The sequence below is a fragment of the Phaeovulum molybdatiresistens genome (assembly GCF_023544865.1).
Lineage (GTDB): Bacteria > Pseudomonadota > Alphaproteobacteria > Rhodobacterales > Rhodobacteraceae > Pontitalea.
Window position 1 is genome coordinate 23,312 of record NZ_JAMJFX010000015.1, and the last position, 17,714, is coordinate 41,025.

Annotated in this window: 15 protein-coding genes and 1 riboswitch; of the genes, 10 read left to right on the forward strand and 5 right to left on the reverse strand. The window is 66.3% G+C overall.

Going from position 1 to position 17,714, the window contains the following annotated elements; translation table 11 throughout:
- The 3 genes from gcvH to gltX form a co-directional block, all read right to left on the reverse strand.
- Positions 1-354, reverse strand: coding sequence for a glycine cleavage system protein GcvH (gene gcvH / locus MXB90_RS11300; RefSeq protein WP_250044746.1), 354 nt, complete (start codon positions 352-354; stop codon positions 1-3).
- A gap of 12 nt (positions 355-366) precedes the next feature.
- The gene (gene gcvT, locus MXB90_RS11305; RefSeq protein ID WP_250044747.1) at positions 367-1,488 is read right to left on the reverse strand and encodes a glycine cleavage system aminomethyltransferase GcvT; all 1,122 of its coding nucleotides are present in this window, start codon (positions 1,486-1,488) and stop codon (positions 367-369) included.
- Positions 1,489-1,634: 146 nt separating this feature from the next.
- Positions 1,635-1,737: riboswitch (glycine riboswitch) on the reverse strand.
- Positions 1,738-1,881: 144 nt separating this feature from the next.
- Entirely contained in the window at positions 1,882-3,210 is a 1,329-nt protein-coding gene (gltX, locus tag MXB90_RS11310) for a glutamate--tRNA ligase (RefSeq protein WP_250044748.1), read from the reverse strand.
- A 78-nt stretch (positions 3,211-3,288) separates the two neighbouring features.
- Between gltX and MXB90_RS11315 the strand changes: the two genes are divergently transcribed.
- The 3 genes from MXB90_RS11315 (at position 3,289) to MXB90_RS11325 (ending at position 5,752) form a co-directional block, all read left to right on the forward strand.
- Positions 3,289-3,696, forward strand: a complete 408-nt coding sequence (locus MXB90_RS11315; RefSeq protein WP_250044749.1) for a metallopeptidase family protein — start codon at positions 3,289-3,291, stop codon at positions 3,694-3,696.
- 82 nt (positions 3,697-3,778) lie between these two features.
- On the forward strand, positions 3,779-4,711 hold the full coding sequence (locus MXB90_RS11320) for an MBL fold metallo-hydrolase (protein WP_250044750.1): 933 nt from the start codon (positions 3,779-3,781) through the stop codon (positions 4,709-4,711).
- Between the two features lie 93 nt (positions 4,712-4,804).
- Positions 4,805-5,752, forward strand: a complete 948-nt coding sequence (locus tag MXB90_RS11325) for a 1-phosphofructokinase family hexose kinase (protein ID WP_250044752.1) — start codon at positions 4,805-4,807, stop codon at positions 5,750-5,752.
- A gap of 94 nt (positions 5,753-5,846) precedes the next feature.
- On the opposite strand, the gene MXB90_RS11330 is transcribed toward MXB90_RS11325, so the two are convergent.
- Complete coding sequence (locus MXB90_RS11330; protein WP_250044754.1) at positions 5,847-7,505, reverse strand: NAD+ synthase; 1,659 nt, start codon at positions 7,503-7,505, stop codon at positions 5,847-5,849.
- Between the two features lie 233 nt (positions 7,506-7,738).
- Between MXB90_RS11330 and MXB90_RS11335 the strand changes: the two genes are divergently transcribed.
- Positions 7,739-9,193 carry an MORN repeat-containing protein gene (locus tag MXB90_RS11335; RefSeq protein ID WP_250044756.1) on the forward strand — a complete coding sequence of 485 codons (1,455 nt, stop codon included), beginning with the start codon at positions 7,739-7,741 and terminating at the stop codon, positions 9,191-9,193.
- A 26-nt stretch (positions 9,194-9,219) separates the two neighbouring features.
- On the opposite strand, the gene MXB90_RS11340 is transcribed toward MXB90_RS11335, so the two are convergent.
- Positions 9,220-9,915 carry an SDR family NAD(P)-dependent oxidoreductase gene (locus tag MXB90_RS11340; RefSeq protein ID WP_250044758.1) on the reverse strand — a complete coding sequence of 232 codons (696 nt, stop codon included), beginning with the start codon at positions 9,913-9,915 and terminating at the stop codon, positions 9,220-9,222.
- Positions 9,916-10,145: 230 nt separating this feature from the next.
- Here MXB90_RS11340 and MXB90_RS11345 point away from each other — a divergent pair, with 230 nt between their 5' ends.
- From MXB90_RS11345 to rodA, 6 genes are all read left to right on the forward strand, one after another.
- On the forward strand, positions 10,146-11,711 hold the full coding sequence (locus MXB90_RS11345; protein WP_250044760.1) for a 2-isopropylmalate synthase: 1,566 nt from the start codon (positions 10,146-10,148) through the stop codon (positions 11,709-11,711).
- A gap of 399 nt (positions 11,712-12,110) precedes the next feature.
- Entirely contained in the window at positions 12,111-13,148 is a 1,038-nt protein-coding gene (locus tag MXB90_RS11350; RefSeq protein ID WP_250044762.1) for a rod shape-determining protein, read from the forward strand.
- A 28-nt stretch (positions 13,149-13,176) separates the two neighbouring features.
- A complete protein-coding gene (gene mreC / locus MXB90_RS11355) occupies positions 13,177-14,100 on the forward strand; it encodes a rod shape-determining protein MreC (RefSeq protein ID WP_250044764.1) in 924 nt (307 codons plus the stop codon).
- Positions 14,066-14,632, forward strand: coding sequence for a rod shape-determining protein MreD (locus MXB90_RS11360; protein ID WP_250044766.1), 567 nt, complete (start codon positions 14,066-14,068; stop codon positions 14,630-14,632). The genes mreC and MXB90_RS11360 overlap by 35 nt, the downstream gene beginning before the upstream one ends.
- The gene (gene mrdA / locus MXB90_RS11365) at positions 14,629-16,572 is read left to right on the forward strand and encodes a penicillin-binding protein 2 (RefSeq protein WP_250044768.1); all 1,944 of its coding nucleotides are present in this window, start codon (positions 14,629-14,631) and stop codon (positions 16,570-16,572) included. The genes MXB90_RS11360 and mrdA overlap by 4 nt, the downstream gene beginning before the upstream one ends.
- Positions 16,569-17,708, forward strand: a complete 1,140-nt coding sequence (gene rodA / locus MXB90_RS11370) for a rod shape-determining protein RodA (RefSeq protein WP_250044770.1) — start codon at positions 16,569-16,571, stop codon at positions 17,706-17,708. Before mrdA ends, rodA begins: the two co-directional genes overlap by 4 nt.
- Positions 17,709-17,714 lie beyond the last annotated feature (6 nt).

The following is a 17,714-nucleotide window of genomic DNA, read 5'->3' on the forward strand; positions in this document are numbered from 1 at the left end:
TCAGCCGATCATCTCTTTGTAGGCAGCTTCATCCATGAAGCCATCCAGCGCCGACAGATCGGCGACCTTCATCTTGAAGAACCAGTTCCCCAGCGGATCTTCGTTCACAAGGCTGGGGGTCTCGGCCAGGGCGTCATTAACCTCGACGATCTCGCCATCCAGCGGGGCCAGGATGTCGGATGCCGCCTTGACCGATTCGATCACGCAGATCTCATCGCCCTTCGACACATCCCCCGCTTCGGGCAGTTCGATGAACACCACATCGCCCAGCGCCTCGGCGGCATGTTCGGTGATCCCCACGACGACCAGATCGCCTTCGACGCGCAGCCATTCATGATCTTCTGTATATTTCATCGGAAACGCTCCTCAGCGCTTGTAGGTGGTGGGTTGGAAGGGCATCGGCACGATGCGGGCAGGCAAACGCTTGCCGCGCACATCGCCATAAACGGTGGTGCCTTCGGGCAGGTCGGCGGGCAGATAGGCCATCGCCATCGGCGCATTGATCGACGGCCCGAACCCGCCCGAGGTCACGCGGCCAATCGGCGCGCCGCCTTCGGGGCCGGCATAAAGATCCACCCCCTCGCGCATCGGCGCGCGGCCTTCGGGGCGCAGGCCCATGCGGCGGCGCGCCGGGCCCTCGGCCAATTCGCGCAAAATACGATCCGCCCCCGGGAACCCGCCCGCGCGCGCGCCGCCCGTCCGGCGGGCCTTCTGGATCGCCCAGGTCAGCGCGCCCTCAACGGGGCTGGTGGTGGTGTCGATGTCATGGCCATACAGGCACAGCCCCGCCTCCAGCCGCAGGCTGTCGCGCGCGCCAAGGCCGATCGGAGCCACCTCATCCATCGCCAGAAGCGCGCGGGCAAAGGCAAGCGTCTGCGCATCGGGGACGGAAATCTCAAACCCATCCTCGCCGGTATAGCCAGACCGCGACACCCAAAGCGTCGCCCCCTGCCAGTCAAAGACGCCCACATCCATGAAGCGCATCGCAGCCACGCCCGGCACCAGGCGCGTCAGCGCGGTTTCCGCCGCGGGGCCCTGCAGCGCCAGAAGCGCGCGGTCGGTGATTTCCTGCACCTCAAGGTCCAGATGCGCGCGCATGTGGGCGATGTCCTGCGCCTTGCAGGCGGCGTTCACCACAACAAAAAGATGATCGCCGCGATTGGCCACCATCAGGTCATCCAGAATGCCCCCCGCCGCATCGGTGAACATCGCATAGCGCTGACGCCCCTCGGCCAGCGACATCAGGTCTACCGGCACCAGCGCCTCCAGCGCCGCCGCGGCATCCGCGGCCTTGCCCGATTGCGCCCGCAGGATCACCTGGCCCATGTGGCTCACATCGAACAGGCCCGCGCCCGCGCGGGTGTGCAGATGTTCCTTCAGCACCCCCATCGGGTATTGCACGGGCATCTCATAGCCCGCGAACGGCACCATTTTCGCGCCCAGTTCCACATGCAGGTCATAAAGACCGGTCCGCAACAGGTCGGTCATGCCGCCCCCCTTTGTCAGCCGGTCCCCCGGCACCGAATCCAGGACAGGCTGCGCCCGCCCAAAACGATGCCCCCTCTGTCCCTACCCTTGCGGGCGCCTGAGATCGTTATCCCTTCGGCGGGCCTTGCAGCCACTCTCCAGAGTCCTTTGCCAGAACGGTCCCTTGCGCCTGAGAGTTTACCGGGGCGGTTGCTCCTTCGGCACCGGATCGGCCAAGCCTGACCACCCGGATTCTCCCGATCCTGACCCTACCTTGCTACCCGAGCACCCCGCCCCCGCGCAAGCGGGGAAATCACGCGCCGCCCAAAACGAAACGGGGCAGGGTCATCCGCCCTGCCCCCTTCGGCTTTGTCCAAATATCCCGGGGTCCGGGGCAGCGCCCCGGTTGCGCCCTCAGCCGCGGGCGCGAACCTTTTGCAAAAGCGGCATCAGATCGGCCATTTCCGGGCCATGCGCCTGCCCCGTCAGCGCCTTGCGCAGCGGCATGAACAGCCCCTTGCCCTTGCGGCCCGTGGCCTCTTTCACCGCCGCCGTCCAGTCCGCCCAGCTTTGCGCGCCATAGGGCGGGGGCGGCAGCATCTGCAGCGCGGTCGCGACAAACTCCGCATCCTCGGCATCGATCACCGGATCGGCGCCTTCCAGCACCAGATCGGCCCAGTGCTGAAGGTCATCCAGCTTGTCGATATTCTTAGATGCCACCGCCCAGAACGCCTCGGCCTGCGCATCGGGAATACCCAGATGGCGGATGCGGTCGGCCACCGCCGTATAGGGCAGTTGCTGGTTGCGCGCGCGCGTCAGCGGGATCAGATCCTCGGCGTCGAATTTGGTCGGTGCCGCGCCGAACTGGCCCAGATCGAACCCTTCGGCCAGCTCATCCAGGCTCATCCGCAGCTCGACCGGCTGGCTGGACCCCAACCGCGCCATCAGGCTCAATAGCGCCTCGGGCGCGATGCCATTGGCGCGCAGATCGCGCAGGCTCAGCGTGCCCAGGCGTTTCGACAATTCCTCACCCTGCGCGCCGGTCAGCAGGCTGTGATGCGCAAAAGCCGGCGGCTTGCCGCCCAGCGCCTCGATGATCTGGATCTGGGTCGCGGTATTGGTCACGTGGTCGGCGCCGCGCACGATATGCGTGACCCCCATCTGGATATCATCGACCGACGAGGCAAAGGTATAAAGGACCTGCCCATCCGCCCGGATCAGCACCGGGTCCGACACAGACCCCGCATCAATGGAAATATCGCCCAGAATCCCGTCGGTCCATTCGATCCGGGTCTGATCCAGCAGGAAGCGCCAATAGCCTTCACGCCCCTCTTCGCGCATCCGCTCTTTTTCCAGGTCGGTCAGCTTCAGCGACGCGCGGTCATAGACCGGCGGGCGGTGCATGTTCAGAAGCTTCTTGCGCTTCAGATCCAGCTCCGTCGGGCTTTCGAAACATTCATACAGCTTGCCCGTCCGGCGCAGGCTTTCGGCCGCCGCCTCATACCGGTCGATCCGGTCCGACTGGCGTTCCACCCGGTCCCAGGTCAGGCCAAGCCATTCCAGGTCTTCCATGATCGCATCTGCATATTCCTGCTTGGACCGTTCCTGATCGGTATCGTCCAGCCGCAGGATGAAGGTGCCGCCCGACTTGCGCGCGATCAGATAGTTGAACAGCGCGGTCCGAAGGTTGCCGACGTGGATATAGCCGGTGGGCGAAGGGGCAAAGCGGGTAACGGTGGTCATGGGTGCAACTCCTGTTCATCCTGCTCTTTCACAGGGCGGGGCTTTTGTCCATATCGGGGCCAGTGCAAGGAGACAGGAATGACCGATTGGCAGGGCCGCGCGGCGCCCGATCTGACCGCGATCGAAACCATGGCCGAGGCCGCGCGCCTGGCCCTGCCGCAGGCCTTTGCCAGCGCCGCCGCGCAGGTCGTGCTGCGGGTCGAAGATTTCGCCCCCGACGCGATCCTGGCCGAGATGGGCATTGATGACCCCTTCGATCTGACCGGCCTTTACGACGGCATCCCCCTGACCCAGAAATCGGTGATGGATCAGCAGGCCGGCCCCGATGTGATCTGGCTGTTCCGCCGCCCGATCCTGGATGAATGGGCCGGGCGCGGGGACGTGGCGCTGGATGCGCTGGTGGCGCATGTCTATGTGCATGAACTCGCCCATCATTTCGGCTGGTCGGATGAGGATATCGCCGCCATCGACCGCTGGTGGGAATGACCCCGGCGCAGGTCGCATCACAGTATTGCCCTTTTTCACCGCCGCCCTACCTCGGCCATATGGCAACAAGAGGGAGGCCCTTATGACCGAACCCACATTCACCCGCCGCAGCGCGCTGCTGGGGGCGGCCGCCGTGCCGCTGGCCGCCGCGATGATCGCCCGCCCGCGCGCGGCCTTGGCCAATGCGCCGATGGCAGGCCCCGCCATCGCCCCCTTCCACCGCGTGACACTGGGCCAGTATGAGGTGACGACCCTGCTGGCCGGCACCCGCATCGTGGAAAAGCCACAGGAAATCTTTGGCCTGAACGCCACGCCCGAGGATTTTGCCGCCGCATCCGCCGCGGCCTTCATCCCGGTTGAGGCTGCGCGCTTCTACTTCACCCCCACGCTGGTCAATACCGGGGCCGAGCTGGTGCTGTTCGACACCGGCAACGATCCCGCCGGTATCACCGCGGCGCTGGCGGCGGCCGGCGTCACCCCCGATCAGATCGACGTGGTGGTGCTCACCCACATGCATGGCGATCACATCGGTGGGCTGTCCGACGGCACCACGCCCACCTTCGCCAATGCCCGCTACGTCACCGGCGCGGTGGAACACAACCACTGGTCCGCCGCCGGCAATGAGGGCTTCGACACCAAGGTCAAGCCGCTGAACGACAAGATGACCTTCGTCGAAAAGGGGGCCGAGGCCGCGCCCGGCATCTCGGCCATCGAGGCCTTCGGCCATACCCCCGGCCACATGGCCTGGCGCATCGAAAGCGAAGGCCAGGGCCTGGTCGTGATCGCGGACGCCGCCAACCACTACGTCTGGTCGCTGGAACAGCCCGACTGGGAGGTGCGCTTTGACATGGACAAGGCCGCCGCCGCCGCCACACGCAAGGAACTGCTAGGGCTGATCGCGGCAGACCGGCTGCCCTTCATCGGCTATCACATGCCCTTCCCCGCGATGGGGTATCTGGAACCGAAGGGCGCGGGCTTCCGCTTCGTCCCGGCCTCCTACCAGCTCAGCCTGTAATGTGGTGGGGCCGTGGGTCTGCCCCACGGCCCCCAACCGCTTGGCGGGCGCGGCAAAAGCTGGCACATTGGCCTGGCCCAAGGACGCCGCGCGATGAAACCGATCCTGACCATCACCCTGAACCCCACGGTCGACCTGTCGATCACCGCCCCGGCGATCACCCCCGACCGCAAGCTGCGCTGTTCGCGTCCCGATACGGACCCCGGCGGCGGCGGTATCAATGTCAGCCGCGCGATCCACGAACTGGGCGGCACCTCGACCGCTTTCGTCGCGGTGGGCGGCCCCACGGGCGACAAGGTGATGCGGCTTCTGGCCGAAATCGGCATCGGCCTGATGCCCTTTCCCGCCCCCGGGGAAACCCGCCAGAGCATGACCGCAACCGATCTGTCCAGCGGCGCGCAATACCGCTTTGTAATGCCCGGCCCCGATTGGACACTGGCCGCGATGAACCGCGCACTGGCCCGCATTGTGCGCGCGGCACCCACGGGGGGGCTGACCGTTCTGTCGGGCAGCATGCCCCCGGGCCTGCCAGACGATTTCCCCGCCCGCCTGGCCGCCCGCACCGCGCGCTGCCGCACAAGCCTGTTTCTCGACACTTCGGGCGCAGCCCTTCAGACCTTGCGCCGCGCCGCAACGCCCCCCGCCGATGTCCTGCGTCTTGACGACCTTGAAGCGCAGCACCTGGCGGGCAGCCGCCTTGATAGCGCGACCGACAGCGCCGATTTCGCCGCATCGCTGGTGCGCGACGGGGTGGCGCGGGCGGTGATCCTGGCGCGCGGGGCCGAAGGCAATGTGATGGCCACCGCCGAAGACCGCTGGTGCGCCACCGCGCCTCAGGTTCCCGTCACCTCACGCGTGGGCGCGGGCGACAGCTTCGTCGCGGGCTTCACCCTGGCAATCGCGCGCGGCGCCCCCCTGCCCGAGGCCCTGCGCCACGGCACCGCCGCCGCCGCCGCCGCGGTGATGACCCCGGCAACAGACCTGTGCCGCGCCCGCGACGTGCGCCGCCTGCTGCCGCAGTGCCGGATTTCCCGCCTCTGACCGCTGCCGCTTCTTCTTGGCCCAAATACTCCGGGGGTAAGGCGCGGCACGCGCCGAGGGGGCAGCGCCCCCTGCCCGCCTCACCAACCGCGCCTCAGCTTGGGTCGCGCCAGCGGTTGACCATCGGATATCGCCGGTCCAGCCAGAAGGCCCGCGTGCTCAGCCGCGGCCCCGGCGCCGACTGATAGCGCTTCCATTCCGAGATATAGACCAGATGTTCGACCCGCTTGACCGTGACGCGGTCAAAGCCCGCCGCAACGATCTCGGCCACCGACTGATCGCGCTCGATCAGACGTTCCAGGATCGCATCCAGCACCTCATAGGGGGGCAGGCTGTCCTGATCCTTCTGATCGGGGCGCAGCTCGGCGCTTGGGGGCTTGTCGATCACGCGCGGCGGAATCACCTCACCCGCGGGGCCCGCCATCCAGGGGCGGTGGTTCGCGTTGCGCCAGCGGCAGGTTTCAAACACGCGGGTTTTATACAGATCCTTCAGGGGATTATACCCCCCCGCCATGTCGCCGTAGATGGTGCAGTAGCCCACCGCCACCTCGGATTTATTGCCCGTGGTCAGCAGCATTTCCCCGAACTTGTTGGAAATCGCCATCAGCATCACCCCGCGCAGGCGCGACTGGATGTTTTCCTCGGTCAGGTCGGGTTTGGTGCCCGCCATCACGCCCGCCAGCGCCTGCGCCACCGCGGCGCGCGGCCCCTCGATCCCCACGCGGTCCAGCCGGCAGCCCAGCCGCTGCGCCACCGCCTCGGCATCCTCAAGCGAATGTTCGGACGTGTATTCCGAGGGCAGCATCACGCAGCGCACGTTCGCGGGCCCCACCGCATCAGCCGCGATCGCCGCCACCAGCGCCGAATCGACGCCACCCGACAGGCCCAGAACCACCTTGGAAAACCCCGATTTGCGCAGGTAATCCGACAGGCCCAGAACCATCGCGCGGTAATCCTGTTCCCAGTCGTCGGGCTGCACCACGCGCGGCCCGGTCAGGCAGCGCCAGCCATCCGCCCCGCGTTCGAAATCGACATGTTCGATCGCCTCATCAAAGGCAGGCAACTGCACCGCCAATTCGCCATGCGGGTTCAGCACGAAACTGGCGCCGTCGAACAACTGATCATCCTGCCCGCCGACCATGTTCAGATAGACCAGCGGCAGCCCGGTTTCGACCACCCGCGCCACGGTCACATTGCGCCGCAGGTCCAGCTTGCCCCGCCGATAGGGCGAGCCGTTCGGGACCAGCAGGATCTCGGCCCCGGTTTCGGCCAGCGTCTCGGCCACATCCTCATGCCAGGCATCTTCGCAGACGGGCGTTCCGATGCGCAGCGGCCCGATCCGGTAGGGCCCGGAAATCGGCCCGGAATCGAACAGGCGCATTTCATCGAACACATCGTCATGCGGCAGGTGGTGTTTCAACATCCTTGCCACCACGCGGCCCTGTTCGATCACCCACCAGGCGTTGTAAAGGCCGCTTGGGTCCGCAAACGGCCCGCCGATCCCCAGCGCGGGGCCATCGACGATCTGGCCCGCCAATTCCGCCATCACCGCCATCGCATCATCGACAAAGGCGGGTTTCCGCACCAGATCCTGGGTCTGATAACCGGTCAGGAACATCTCGGGCAGGGCCACCATATCGGCACCCGCATCACGCCCCGCGCGCCAGGCCGCCAGCGCCTTGGCGGCATTGGCCCGCAAATCCCCCACCGTGGGGTTCAGCTGTGCAAGGGTCAGGCGGAAACGGTCGGCCATGCGATCTTCCTTTCGGTTTGCCCAAAGGGTTTAGCAGATGCGCCGTCAAGGAAAAGCCCGCTGGCGAAAACCCGCCCCCTGCCCTCCGACCCCCGCGCCCGGCGCCTGCCCGGGTGCTTGTCTAAGGGGCCCGCGCGCTTTAGGGTTCGCAGCGCGCCCGGGGTGCGCAAGCGGCGGGCCTGCCTGCCCCCGCCCGCCCCCGCGGGGTGCCAGCTTCTGGGAGAAGGGTCGCAATGCTTCGCAAACAGCTTCACGGCATCGGTCTGGCGGTGGCACTGGCAGGGTTTGCCCCGGCCGCGCTGGCCCAGGACATCGTGACCAAGCAATATGACGACGGCGGCCTCTATGAGGGCACGTTCAAGGACGGCAAGCAGCACGGCCGGGGCAAATACACCCTGCCCTCGGGTTATGAATACGAAGGCGACTGGGTCGCGGGCGAAATCCTGGGCCAGGGCCGGGCGCGTTTTGCCAATGGCTCGGTCTACGAAGGCCAGTTCGTCGCGGGCAAGCCGCAGGGCAAGGGGCGGATCGTCTTTGCCGATGGCGGCACCTATGAGGGCGACTGGGTCGCAGGTGAAATCACCGGCGAGGGCACGGCGCGTTATGCCAACGGATCGACCTATACCGGCGGGTTCAAGGGCGCGTTGCACCACGGCAAGGGCGTTTTGCAAAACCCCGATGGCTACCGCTATGACGGCGATTGGGTGATGGGCACCAAGCAGGGCAAGGGCCGGATCACCTATCCCGACGGCGCGGTCTATGATGGCGACGTTCTGGCGGGCCAGCGCGCGGGTCAGGGCAAGCTGACGATGGCCGACGGGCTGACCTATGAGGGCAGCTGGAAAGAGGGCCAAATGCACGGCCAGGGGCGGCTGGTGCAGGCCAATGGCGACATCTACGAAGGCGCTATGGCCAATGGCCGGCGCGAGGGCAGCGGCAAGGTGACCTATGCCAATGGCGACATCTACGAAGGCGGCTTTGTCGCCGACCGCCGTCAGGGCAAGGGCAGTTTCCGCGGCACCGACGGCTATGTCTATGACGGCGACTGGATGGAAGGCCGGATCGAGGGGATGGGCAAGGTCACCTATCCCGACGGATCGGTCTATGAAGGCGCCTTCCTGAACGATCTGCCGCATGGCAAGGGCCGCATCACCTATCCCGACGGGTCCACCTATGAGGGCGACTGGGCCGCAGGCGTGATCGAGGGGACGGGCATCGCGACCTATGCCAACGGGCTGGTCTATGAGGGCGAATTCCTGGCCGCGCGCAACCACGGCAAGGGCAAGATGACCTATCCCGACGGTTACATCTACGAAGGCGACTGGGCCGATGGCCAGCGCCACGGCCAGGGCCGCGCCACCTATGCCGACGGCACCGTCTACGAAGGCGGCTTTGAAAACGGCCAGCGCGCGGGTCAGGGGCGCATCACCATGGCCGACGGCTTTCGCTATGAAGGCGGCTGGAAGGATGGCGAGATCGATGGGCAGGGCGTCGCCACCTATGCCAATGGCGATGTCTATGAAGGCAGCTTTGTCCGCGGCAAACGCCAGGGCAAGGGCGTGATGCGCTACAAGACCGGCGAGGTCGCCACAGGCACCTGGTCGGAAAACACCCTGACCGAGGAGGCCGCGCCCGAAGATGCCGCACCTGCGGCAGACGCGCAGGCCGGATCAGCGGCAGGCAACTGACCCCGCCGCCGGGCGCTGCGGGGGCCCTACCACTCGACCACCGCGCCGGTATGGTCGCGGAAACTGCCGCTGTCGGCGGGGCCAAGCCCGTCCAGCACGGCCAACAGCCGCGCGGCGCTTTCGGCAGGGGGCAGCTTGTAATGGCCATAGCCCGCGGTGAAGGGCGTATCCACCGTGCCCGGATGCAGGCAGGCCACCACCGCCTGACGGTGCGTGCGCGCCAGTTCCACCGCGCCCGTGCGCATCAGCTGGTTCAACGCGGCCTTGGCGGCGCGGTAGGAATACCACCCCCCCAGCCGGTTATCCCCGATTGAACCGACGCGCGCCGACAGCACCGCAAAGACCGCCCGCCGGTTGCGGGACAACAGCCGCACGGCGTGTTTCAGAACCAGCGCCGGGCCGATCGCATTGACCGCGAATTGCGCCTGCAGCGCGCCGGGGTCCAGCGCCCGGATCGCCTTTTCCGGCACCCCCAGCGCGCCGGTTGCCACAAAGATCAGATCGTAGGGCCCCGCCAACCGGCCCATATGGTCGGCCACGCTGGCTTCGTCCGTCACATCGAACCCGTCGCGATGGCGCGACAGGCCCGTGACCGCCCCCCCGCGCCGCGCCAGTTCCGCCGCCACCGCAGCGCCGATCCCGCCCGTATCCCCGATCACCAAGGCCTTCATGCCCGCCCCCCCGTTTCTGCCACCCGTCGCGGCCTGTTCCGTCTTACGCATCAGGGGCAGATTTGGTCTTTTCTTTTCCGGCACGGCGCATATAGTCGCGACCATGACACGGACCCTGCACATATTCGCAGCTTCGGGCGCGGCCTGCGCCCTGAACCTCCGTGGTCTCCTTCTCCTTAGCAGCCTCTGAGCGTGCCCTTGGGCGCGACCGCTCGGAGGTGACCAGCGCCCAAAGATCACAGCAAAAGATCGCAGCGACGGATCTGCACCAGGAGATTGACATGACCACCACCGATCAACCCCGCGTCCTGATTTTCGACACCACCCTGCGCGATGGCGAACAATCGCCCGGCGCAACGATGACCCATGACGAAAAGCTGGAAATCGCCCAGCTGCTGGATGACATGGGCGTCGACATCATCGAGGCGGGCTTTCCCATCGCCTCGGAAGGCGATTTCGAGGCGGTATCCGCCATTGCCCGCAATGCGAAGAATTCGGTGATCTGCGGCCTGGCGCGCGCGAATTTCGCCGATATTGACCGCTGCTGGGAGGCGGTGAAACATGCCCGCCAGCCGCGCATCCACACCTTCATCGGCACATCGCCGCTGCACCGCGACATCACCGCGCTGAGCCAGGATGAAATGGTCGCCCGCATCCACGACACCGTGACCCATGCGCGCAACCTGTGCGATAACGTGCAGTGGTCGGCGATGGATGCCATCCGCACCGAACGCGACTATCTGTGCCGCGTGGTGGAAACCGCGATCAAGGCCGGCGCCACCACGATCAACATCCCCGACACCGTGGGCTATACCCTGCCAGCGGAAAGCGCCGAGATCATCCGCATGCTGCTGGAACGCGTGCCCGGCGCCGATCAGGTGATCTTTGCCACCCATTGCCACAACGACCTGGGCATGGCGACCGCCAACAGTCTGGCGGCGGTGACGGCCGGGGCGCGCCAGATCGAATGCACGATCAACGGCCTGGGCGAACGGGCGGGCAACACCGCGCTGGAAGAGGTGGTGATGGCGATCAAGGTCCGCCGCGACCTGCTGCCCTATCGCACCGGTATCGACACGACGAAGATCATGAACCTGTCGCGCCGCGTCAGCCAGGTTTCGGGCTTTCCGGTGCAGTTCAACAAGGCCATCGTCGGCAAGAACGCCTTCTTGCATGAATCGGGCATCCACCAGGATGGCGTGCTGAAGAACGTCGAAACCTTTGAAATCATGCGCCCCGCCGATATCGGGTTGAACGAAACCAACATCGCCATGGGCAAGCATTCGGGTCGCGCCGCGCTGCGCGCCAAGCTGGCCGATCTGGGCTTTGAGATGGGCGAGAACCAGCTGAAGGACGTCTTTGTCCGGTTCAAGGCGCTGGCTGACCGCAAGAAGGAAATCTACGACGAGGATCTGGTCGCGCTGATGGCCGATCAGGCGGCCAATACCGACACCGATTACCTGCAGGTCAAATGGCTGCGCGTCATCTGCGGGTCGGACGGGCAGAGCGCGGATCTGAAGATGCTGGTGGATGGCGCGGAAAAGACCGCCTCGACCACCGGGGACGGGCCGGTGGATGCCGTGTTCAACGCGGTCAGGGCGATCTATCCGACCAAGGCGCAGCTGAAGCTGTATCAGGTGCATGCGGTCACCGAAGGCACCGATGCGCAGGCCACCGTCAGCGTGCGGCTGGAGGAAGACGGCCGGATCGTCACCGGATCGGCCGCGGATACCGACACGATCCTGGCCAGCGTCAAGGCCTATGTCGGCGCGCTGAACCGGCTGCGCGTGCGCAGCCAGAAAACGGCGCCGGATGCGGATGTGAAATCCGTCAGCTATCATCTGTGAGGGCGAAAGGGGGGCTGTCTGCCCCCCTCTTGGCGCAGAGCGCCAATTCACCCCCCGAGGATATTTTCGCAAATCCGAAGACAAGGCCGCGTCCGGGCACGGGCGCGGTCGATTCGCTTGCGCGAAGCGCGGTCAGCAGAGCGCGGTTTGGCGTGATCTGCGCGCGGATTTGTGAGATGTTCGATAAGTGCAAGTTCGGGCTGAATTTCAGCCCTCAGCAACGCCAGAAAATCGTATTAAGAATGGCGGGGCGTTCCGCCCCGGCGGAATGTCGCCCCCTGCTGCAGCGGGGTATGGGAATCCGCTTCCGCAATCCGCGCGCTTTGCCTATACGGGCCGGGCAGGTTTGCGCGGCGCGGCGCGAGTCGGCGTCCAGCAGACAATCGGGGTGGGACACAGATGGCGGGACTTGGCGGTATCTTTTCGTCGGACATGGCGATCGACCTTGGGACGGCGAACACGCTTGTCTATGTGAAGGGGCGCGGGATCATCCTGAACGAACCTTCGGTCGTGGCCTATCACGTCAAGGACGGCAAAAAGCAGGTTCTGGCGGTGGGTGAGGATGCCAAGCTGATGCTGGGCCGCACCCCGGGCAGCATTGAGGCGATCCGGCCGATGCGCGATGGCGTCATTGCCGATTTCGACAGCGCCGAACAGATGATCAAGCATTTCATCCGCAAGGTGCACAAGCGCACGACGTTTTCGAAGCCGAAGGTGATCGTCTGCGTGCCCCATGGCGCGACGCCGGTGGAAAAGCGGGCGATCCGGCAGTCGGTGATCTCGGCGGGGGCGCGGCGCGCAGGGCTGATCGCGGAACCGATCGCGGCCGCCATCGGCGCGGGTATGCCAATCACCGACCCCACCGGAAGCATGGTGGTGGATATCGGCGGAGGCACCACCGAGGTGGCGGTGCTGAGCTTGGGTGACATCGTCTATGCGCGGTCAGTCCGGGTGGGCGGCGACCGCATGGATGAGGCGATCATTTCCTATCTGCGCCGCAACCAGAACCTTCTGGTGGGCGAAGCCACCGCCGAGCGGATCAAGACCACGATCGGCACCGCGCGGATGCCCGATGACGGGCGCGGCGCATCCATTCTGGTGCGCGGGCGCGACCTGCTGAACGGCGTTCCGAAGGAAACCGAGATCAACCAGGCCCAGGTGGCCGAAGCCCTGGCCGAGCCGGTGCAGCAAATCTGCGATGCGGTGATGCAGGCGCTGGAAGCGACCCCGCCGGATCTGGCCGCCGACATCGTTGACCGCGGCGTGATGCTGACGGGGGGCGGGGCGCTGCTGGGCGATCTGGACCTGAGCCTGCGCGAGCAGACCGGGCTTTCGATCTCGATCGCGGATCAGTCGCTGAACTGCGTGGCGCTTGGCACCGGCAAGGCGCTGGAATATGAAAAGCAACTTCGCCACGTGATCGATTACGACAGCTGAGCGCCGCCGGCCCTGACACGAGGACGCCTTGGCCAGACACCGCGACGATCAGGATTATGCAGGACCGCTGCGCCGCATTCTTATTGCGGTGCTGGTTCTGATCCTGTCCGCGACCTTCCTGATCTGGCGCATCGACAGCCCGCGCGTGGAACGGTTCCGCGCGGCCTTCATCGACCGCTTTGTGCCGACCTTCGACTGGGCGATGGTGCCGGTGACCCATGTGCTGGGCATGGTCGAGGGGTTTCAGTCCTATGCCCGGATCTACCAGCAGAACCAGGAACTGCGGCGTGAATTGCAGCAGATGAAGGCCTGGAAAGAGGCCGCCGTGCAGCTGGAACAGCAAAATGCCAAGCTGCTGGCGCAGAACCAGGTGCGGCTGGACCCCAAGCTGACCAGCGTGTCGGGCGTGGTGCTGGCCGATTCGGGCAGCCCGTTCCGGCAATCGGTGCTGCTGAACGTGGGGTTGCGCGACGGCATTGTGGACGGCTGGGCGACGATGGACGGGCTGGGCCTGGTGGGGCGCATTTCGGGGGTGGGACGCGCGACCAGCCGGGTGATCCTGCTGACCGATCCGTCCAGCCGGATTCCGGTGACGATTCAGCCCTCGGGGCAAAAGGCGATCCTGGCCGGGGACAATTCGGGCCTGCCGCTGGTGGATTTCATCGAAAGCCCCGAACAGGTGCGCCCGGGCGACCGGGTGATTTCATCGGGCGATGGCGGGGTGTTTCCGGCGGGGCTTTTGGTGGGGCAGGTGCTGCAGGGCCCCGACCGGCGGCTACGGGTGCGCCTTGCCGCCGATTATGAGCGGCTGGATTTCCTGCGCGTGCTGCGCAGCCACCCGGCCGAACAGCTGCGCGATGCGGGCCCGCTGATCCCGCCTGCGCCCGCCGCCGGGGCCGATGCCGGGGCCGCGCAGGATGACGCCGCCGGGGATGGTCGCGGCGATGGTTGATCCGCTGACCACCCGCCGCCTTGTGCATCGCGCCCTGTTTCTGGCGATCGCCGCGGTGATCCTGTTCCTGCGCCTGCTGCCCCTGTCGCCGGGCACCGGCGGTTTGCCCGGCCCCGACATCTTTCTGGCGCTGACGCTTGCCTGGGTGCTGCGCAGGCCCGATTATGTTCCGGCGGCTTTGATCGTGGCGGTCATTTTGCTGGAGGATCTGATGTTCATGCGCCCGCCGGGGCTTTGGTCGCTGATGGTGCTGCTGGGAACCGAATTCCTGCGCCGGCGCGAACAGGCCCTGCGCGATCTGCCCTTCATGCTGGAATGGCTGGTGATCGGCGGGGTGCTGGCGGCGATGTTCCTGGGCAACCGTGCGGTTCTGGCGCTGGTGATGGTGCCGCAGCCGGGGCTGGGGCAGGATCTGCTGCGGCTTCTGGCCACGCTGGCGGCCTATCCGGTCGTGGTGGCGGCCTCGCGGCTGGCCTTTGGCCTGCGTCGCGCCGCCCCCGGCGAGGTCGATGCCTTGGGGCACAGGCTATGAGACGTTCGGCCCGCAAGGCGCAGGAAAGCAGCCGCCAGATCACCCGGCGCGGGTTGATGCTGGGCGCGGCGCAGGCGGCGATGGTCGCCGTGCTTGGCCTGCGGATGCGCAAGATGCAGCTGGAACAGGCCGAGGAATTCCGTCTGCTGGCCGATGGCAATTCCGTCAAGATCCGGCTGATCCCGCCGGCGCGCGGGCTGATCCATGACCGCAACGGCGTGTTGATCGCGGGCAACGAACAGAACTATCGCGTGACCATCACGCGCGAGGATGCCGGCGATGTGGACACAGTGATCGCCGATCTGCGCCGCCTGATCCCGCTGTCGGATGACCAGACTGCCGAATTGCTGGAGGAAATCCGCCGCCGCGCGCCCACCGCCCCCGTGACCATCGCCGACCGGCTGAGCTGGGAGGAGTTTTCCCGCATCGCCGTCAACGCCCCTGCCCTGCCCGGCATCACCCCCGATGTGGGCCTGTCGCGCGCCTATCCGCAGGGGCCCGACTTTGCCCATGTCGTGGGTTATGTCGGCCCGGTGTCCGATTACGACCTGGGCCAGATCGAAAACCCCGACCCGCTGCTGCACATTCCGAAATTTCAGCTGGGCAAGCTGGGCATCGAGGCCAAGTTCGAAGATCAGCTGCGCGGTCGCGCCGGCCAGCGCCGGGTTGAGGTCAATTCCGCCGGGCGCGAGATGCGCGAACTGGGCCGCCAAATGGGCGAGCCGGGCGTGAACCTGCAACTGACGCTGGATTACCGGCTGCAGAATTATGCCGCCGCCCGGATGGGCGAGGAAAGCGCCGCCGCGGTGGTGATGGATGTGCAGACCGGCGATCTGCTGGCGATCAGTTCCTCGCCCGCTTTCGACCCCAACCTGTTCGTGCGCGGCATATCGGGGCCCGATTATCGCGCCCTGATGGAAAACGATCACCGCCCGCTGGCCGACAAGACGGTTCAGGGCCTGTACCCGCCCGGATCGACCTACAAGATGGTGACAGCGCTGGCCGCGCTGGAGGCGGGCGTGATCAAACCCGGCGAAACCGTCTATTGCCCCGGCCACCTGGAGGTCAGCGGCCGGCGTTTCCACTGCTGGAAACGCGCGGGCCACGGTCGGATGGACCTGATCCAGAGCCTCGAACAATCCTGCGACGTCTATTACTATGACATTGCCCAACGCGTCGGCATCGACAAGATTTCCGAAATGGCGCGGCGGCTGGGCGTGGCGGTGCGCCATGACCTGCCGATGTCTGCCGTGGCCGAAGGGCTGGCGCCCACCCGTGCCTGGAAACAGGACCGCTATGGCCAGGCCTGGCGCGTGGGCGACACGATCAACGCCTCGATCGGGCAGGGCTATGTGCTGACCTCGCCGCTGCACCTGGCGGTGATGACGGCGCGCATCGCCACCGGCAAGGCCGTGGTGCCGCGGCTGGTGCGGTCGATAGACGGGGTCGAGGTGGCGCTCCCCGACGCCCCCGATCTGGACCTGCAGCCTGGGTTCCTGGACCTGATGCGCCGCGGCATGTCGGCGGTGGTCAATTCGCGCCGCGGCACCGCGAACGGGTCGCGCATCGTGGCGGCGGAATGGACGATGGCGGGCAAGACCGGCACCAGCCAGGTGCGCAACATCACCGCCGCCGAACGCGCGCGCGGCGTGATCAGCAACGACCAGCTGCCCTGGAACCGGCGCGACCACGGCCTGTTCGTGGGCTATGCGCCCTATGACAACCCGCGCTATGCGATCAGCCTTGTGGTCGAACATGGCGGCGGCGGGTCCAGCGCGGCCGCCCCCGTTGCCCGCGACATCCTGCTGTTCGCGCTGCATGGCGGGGTGCCACCGCTGGCCGCCTATCCCGAAAGCCAGCGCGGGCGCATCAAGACCCTGCAGGACAGCCTGCAGCTGATCGACCCCGACACCCTGTCCGGCGGAAGGTCGCGCGCATGAGCTATCTTGAGGCCAACCTGAAAACCGTACCCACCGGGCTGCGCAAGGTTCTGTATCTGAACTGGCCGGTGATCATCCTGCTGACGGCGGTGGCCTGCACCGGCTTTCTGATGCTGTATTCCGTCGCGGGCGGCAATCTGCAGACCTGGGCGGAACCGCAGATGAAGCGCTTCGGGCTGGGCATGGTGGCGATGCTGGTGGTGGCCTTCGTGCCGATCTGGTTCTGGCGCAATGTCTCGGCACTGGTCTATGTCGTGGCGCTGCTGCTTTTGGTCGCGGTGGAACTGTTCGGCGACATCGGCATGGGCGCCCAGCGCTGGCTGGAAATCGGCCCCTTCCGCCTGCAACCCTCGGAACTGATGAAGGTCGCGCTGGTGATGATGCTGGCGGCCTATTACGACTGGCTCGACGTGTCGCGCACATCCAGGCCGCTGTGGGTAGCCATTCCGGTGGCGCTGATCCTGCTGCCCACGGCGCTGGTGTTGAAACAGCCCGACCTTGGCACCTCGATCATGCTGATCCTGGGCGGGGGGATCGTGATGTTCGTGGCCGGCGTCAGCCTGTGGTATTTCGCCACCGTGCTTGCGGCGGGCGCGGGGCTGATCTTTTCGGTGCTGCAAAGCCGCGGCACGCCCTGGCAGCTGTTGCACGACTATCAGTTCCGCCGCATCGACACCTTCCTTGACCCCGGATCCGACCCGCTGGGCGCGGGCTACAACATCATGCAGGCGCAGATCGCGCTGGGATCGGGCGGCTGGGCGGGCCGGGGCTTCATGCAGGGTACCCAAAGCCGGCTGAACTTTCTGCCCGAAAAGCACACCGATTTCATCTTCACCACCCTGGCCGAGGAATTCGGCTTTGTCGGGGCCTTTTCGCTGCTGATGCTTTACGCGCTGATCCTGGCGTTCTGCATCCTGTCGGCGCTGTCCAACCGTGACCGCTATTCGGCAATCGTCACCCTGGGTATCGGCGGCACGCTGTTCGTCTTTGTCACCGTCAACATGGCGATGGTGATGGGGCTGATCCCGGTCGTGGGCGCGCCGCTGCCTCTTGTGTCCTATGGCGGAACCGCGATGATGATCCTGCTGATGGCCTTCGGCGTCGTGCAAAGTGCCCATGTCCACCGCCCCCGCTGAAAGGAT

What these genes read in the sequence shown, in the direction of transcription:
- gcvH (WP_250044746.1), bottom strand. Translation starts at nt 354, where the DNA reads ATGAAATATACAGAAGATCATGAATGGCTGCGCGTCGAAGGCGATCTG.
- gcvT (WP_250044747.1), bottom strand. Translation starts at nt 1,488, where the DNA reads ATGACCGACCTGTTGCGGACCGGTCTTTATGACCTGCATGTGGAACTG.
- gltX (WP_250044748.1), bottom strand. Translation starts at nt 3,210, where the DNA reads ATGACCACCGTTACCCGCTTTGCCCCTTCGCCCACCGGCTATATCCAC.
- MXB90_RS11315 (WP_250044749.1), top strand. Translation starts at nt 3,289, where the DNA reads ATGACCGATTGGCAGGGCCGCGCGGCGCCCGATCTGACCGCGATCGAA.
- MXB90_RS11320 (WP_250044750.1), top strand. Translation starts at nt 3,779, where the DNA reads ATGACCGAACCCACATTCACCCGCCGCAGCGCGCTGCTGGGGGCGGCC.
- MXB90_RS11325 (WP_250044752.1), top strand. Translation starts at nt 4,805, where the DNA reads ATGAAACCGATCCTGACCATCACCCTGAACCCCACGGTCGACCTGTCG.
- MXB90_RS11330 (WP_250044754.1), bottom strand. Translation starts at nt 7,505, where the DNA reads ATGGCCGACCGTTTCCGCCTGACCCTTGCACAGCTGAACCCCACGGTG.
- MXB90_RS11335 (WP_250044756.1), top strand. Translation starts at nt 7,739, where the DNA reads ATGCTTCGCAAACAGCTTCACGGCATCGGTCTGGCGGTGGCACTGGCA.
- MXB90_RS11340 (WP_250044758.1), bottom strand. Translation starts at nt 9,915, where the DNA reads ATGCGTAAGACGGAACAGGCCGCGACGGGTGGCAGAAACGGGGGGGCG.
- MXB90_RS11345 (WP_250044760.1), top strand. Translation starts at nt 10,146, where the DNA reads ATGACCACCACCGATCAACCCCGCGTCCTGATTTTCGACACCACCCTG.
- MXB90_RS11350 (WP_250044762.1), top strand. Translation starts at nt 12,111, where the DNA reads ATGGCGGGACTTGGCGGTATCTTTTCGTCGGACATGGCGATCGACCTT.
- MXB90_RS11360 (WP_250044766.1), top strand. Translation starts at nt 14,066, where the DNA reads ATGACGCCGCCGGGGATGGTCGCGGCGATGGTTGATCCGCTGACCACC.
- mrdA (WP_250044768.1), top strand. Translation starts at nt 14,629, where the DNA reads ATGAGACGTTCGGCCCGCAAGGCGCAGGAAAGCAGCCGCCAGATCACC.
- rodA (WP_250044770.1), top strand. Translation starts at nt 16,569, where the DNA reads ATGAGCTATCTTGAGGCCAACCTGAAAACCGTACCCACCGGGCTGCGC.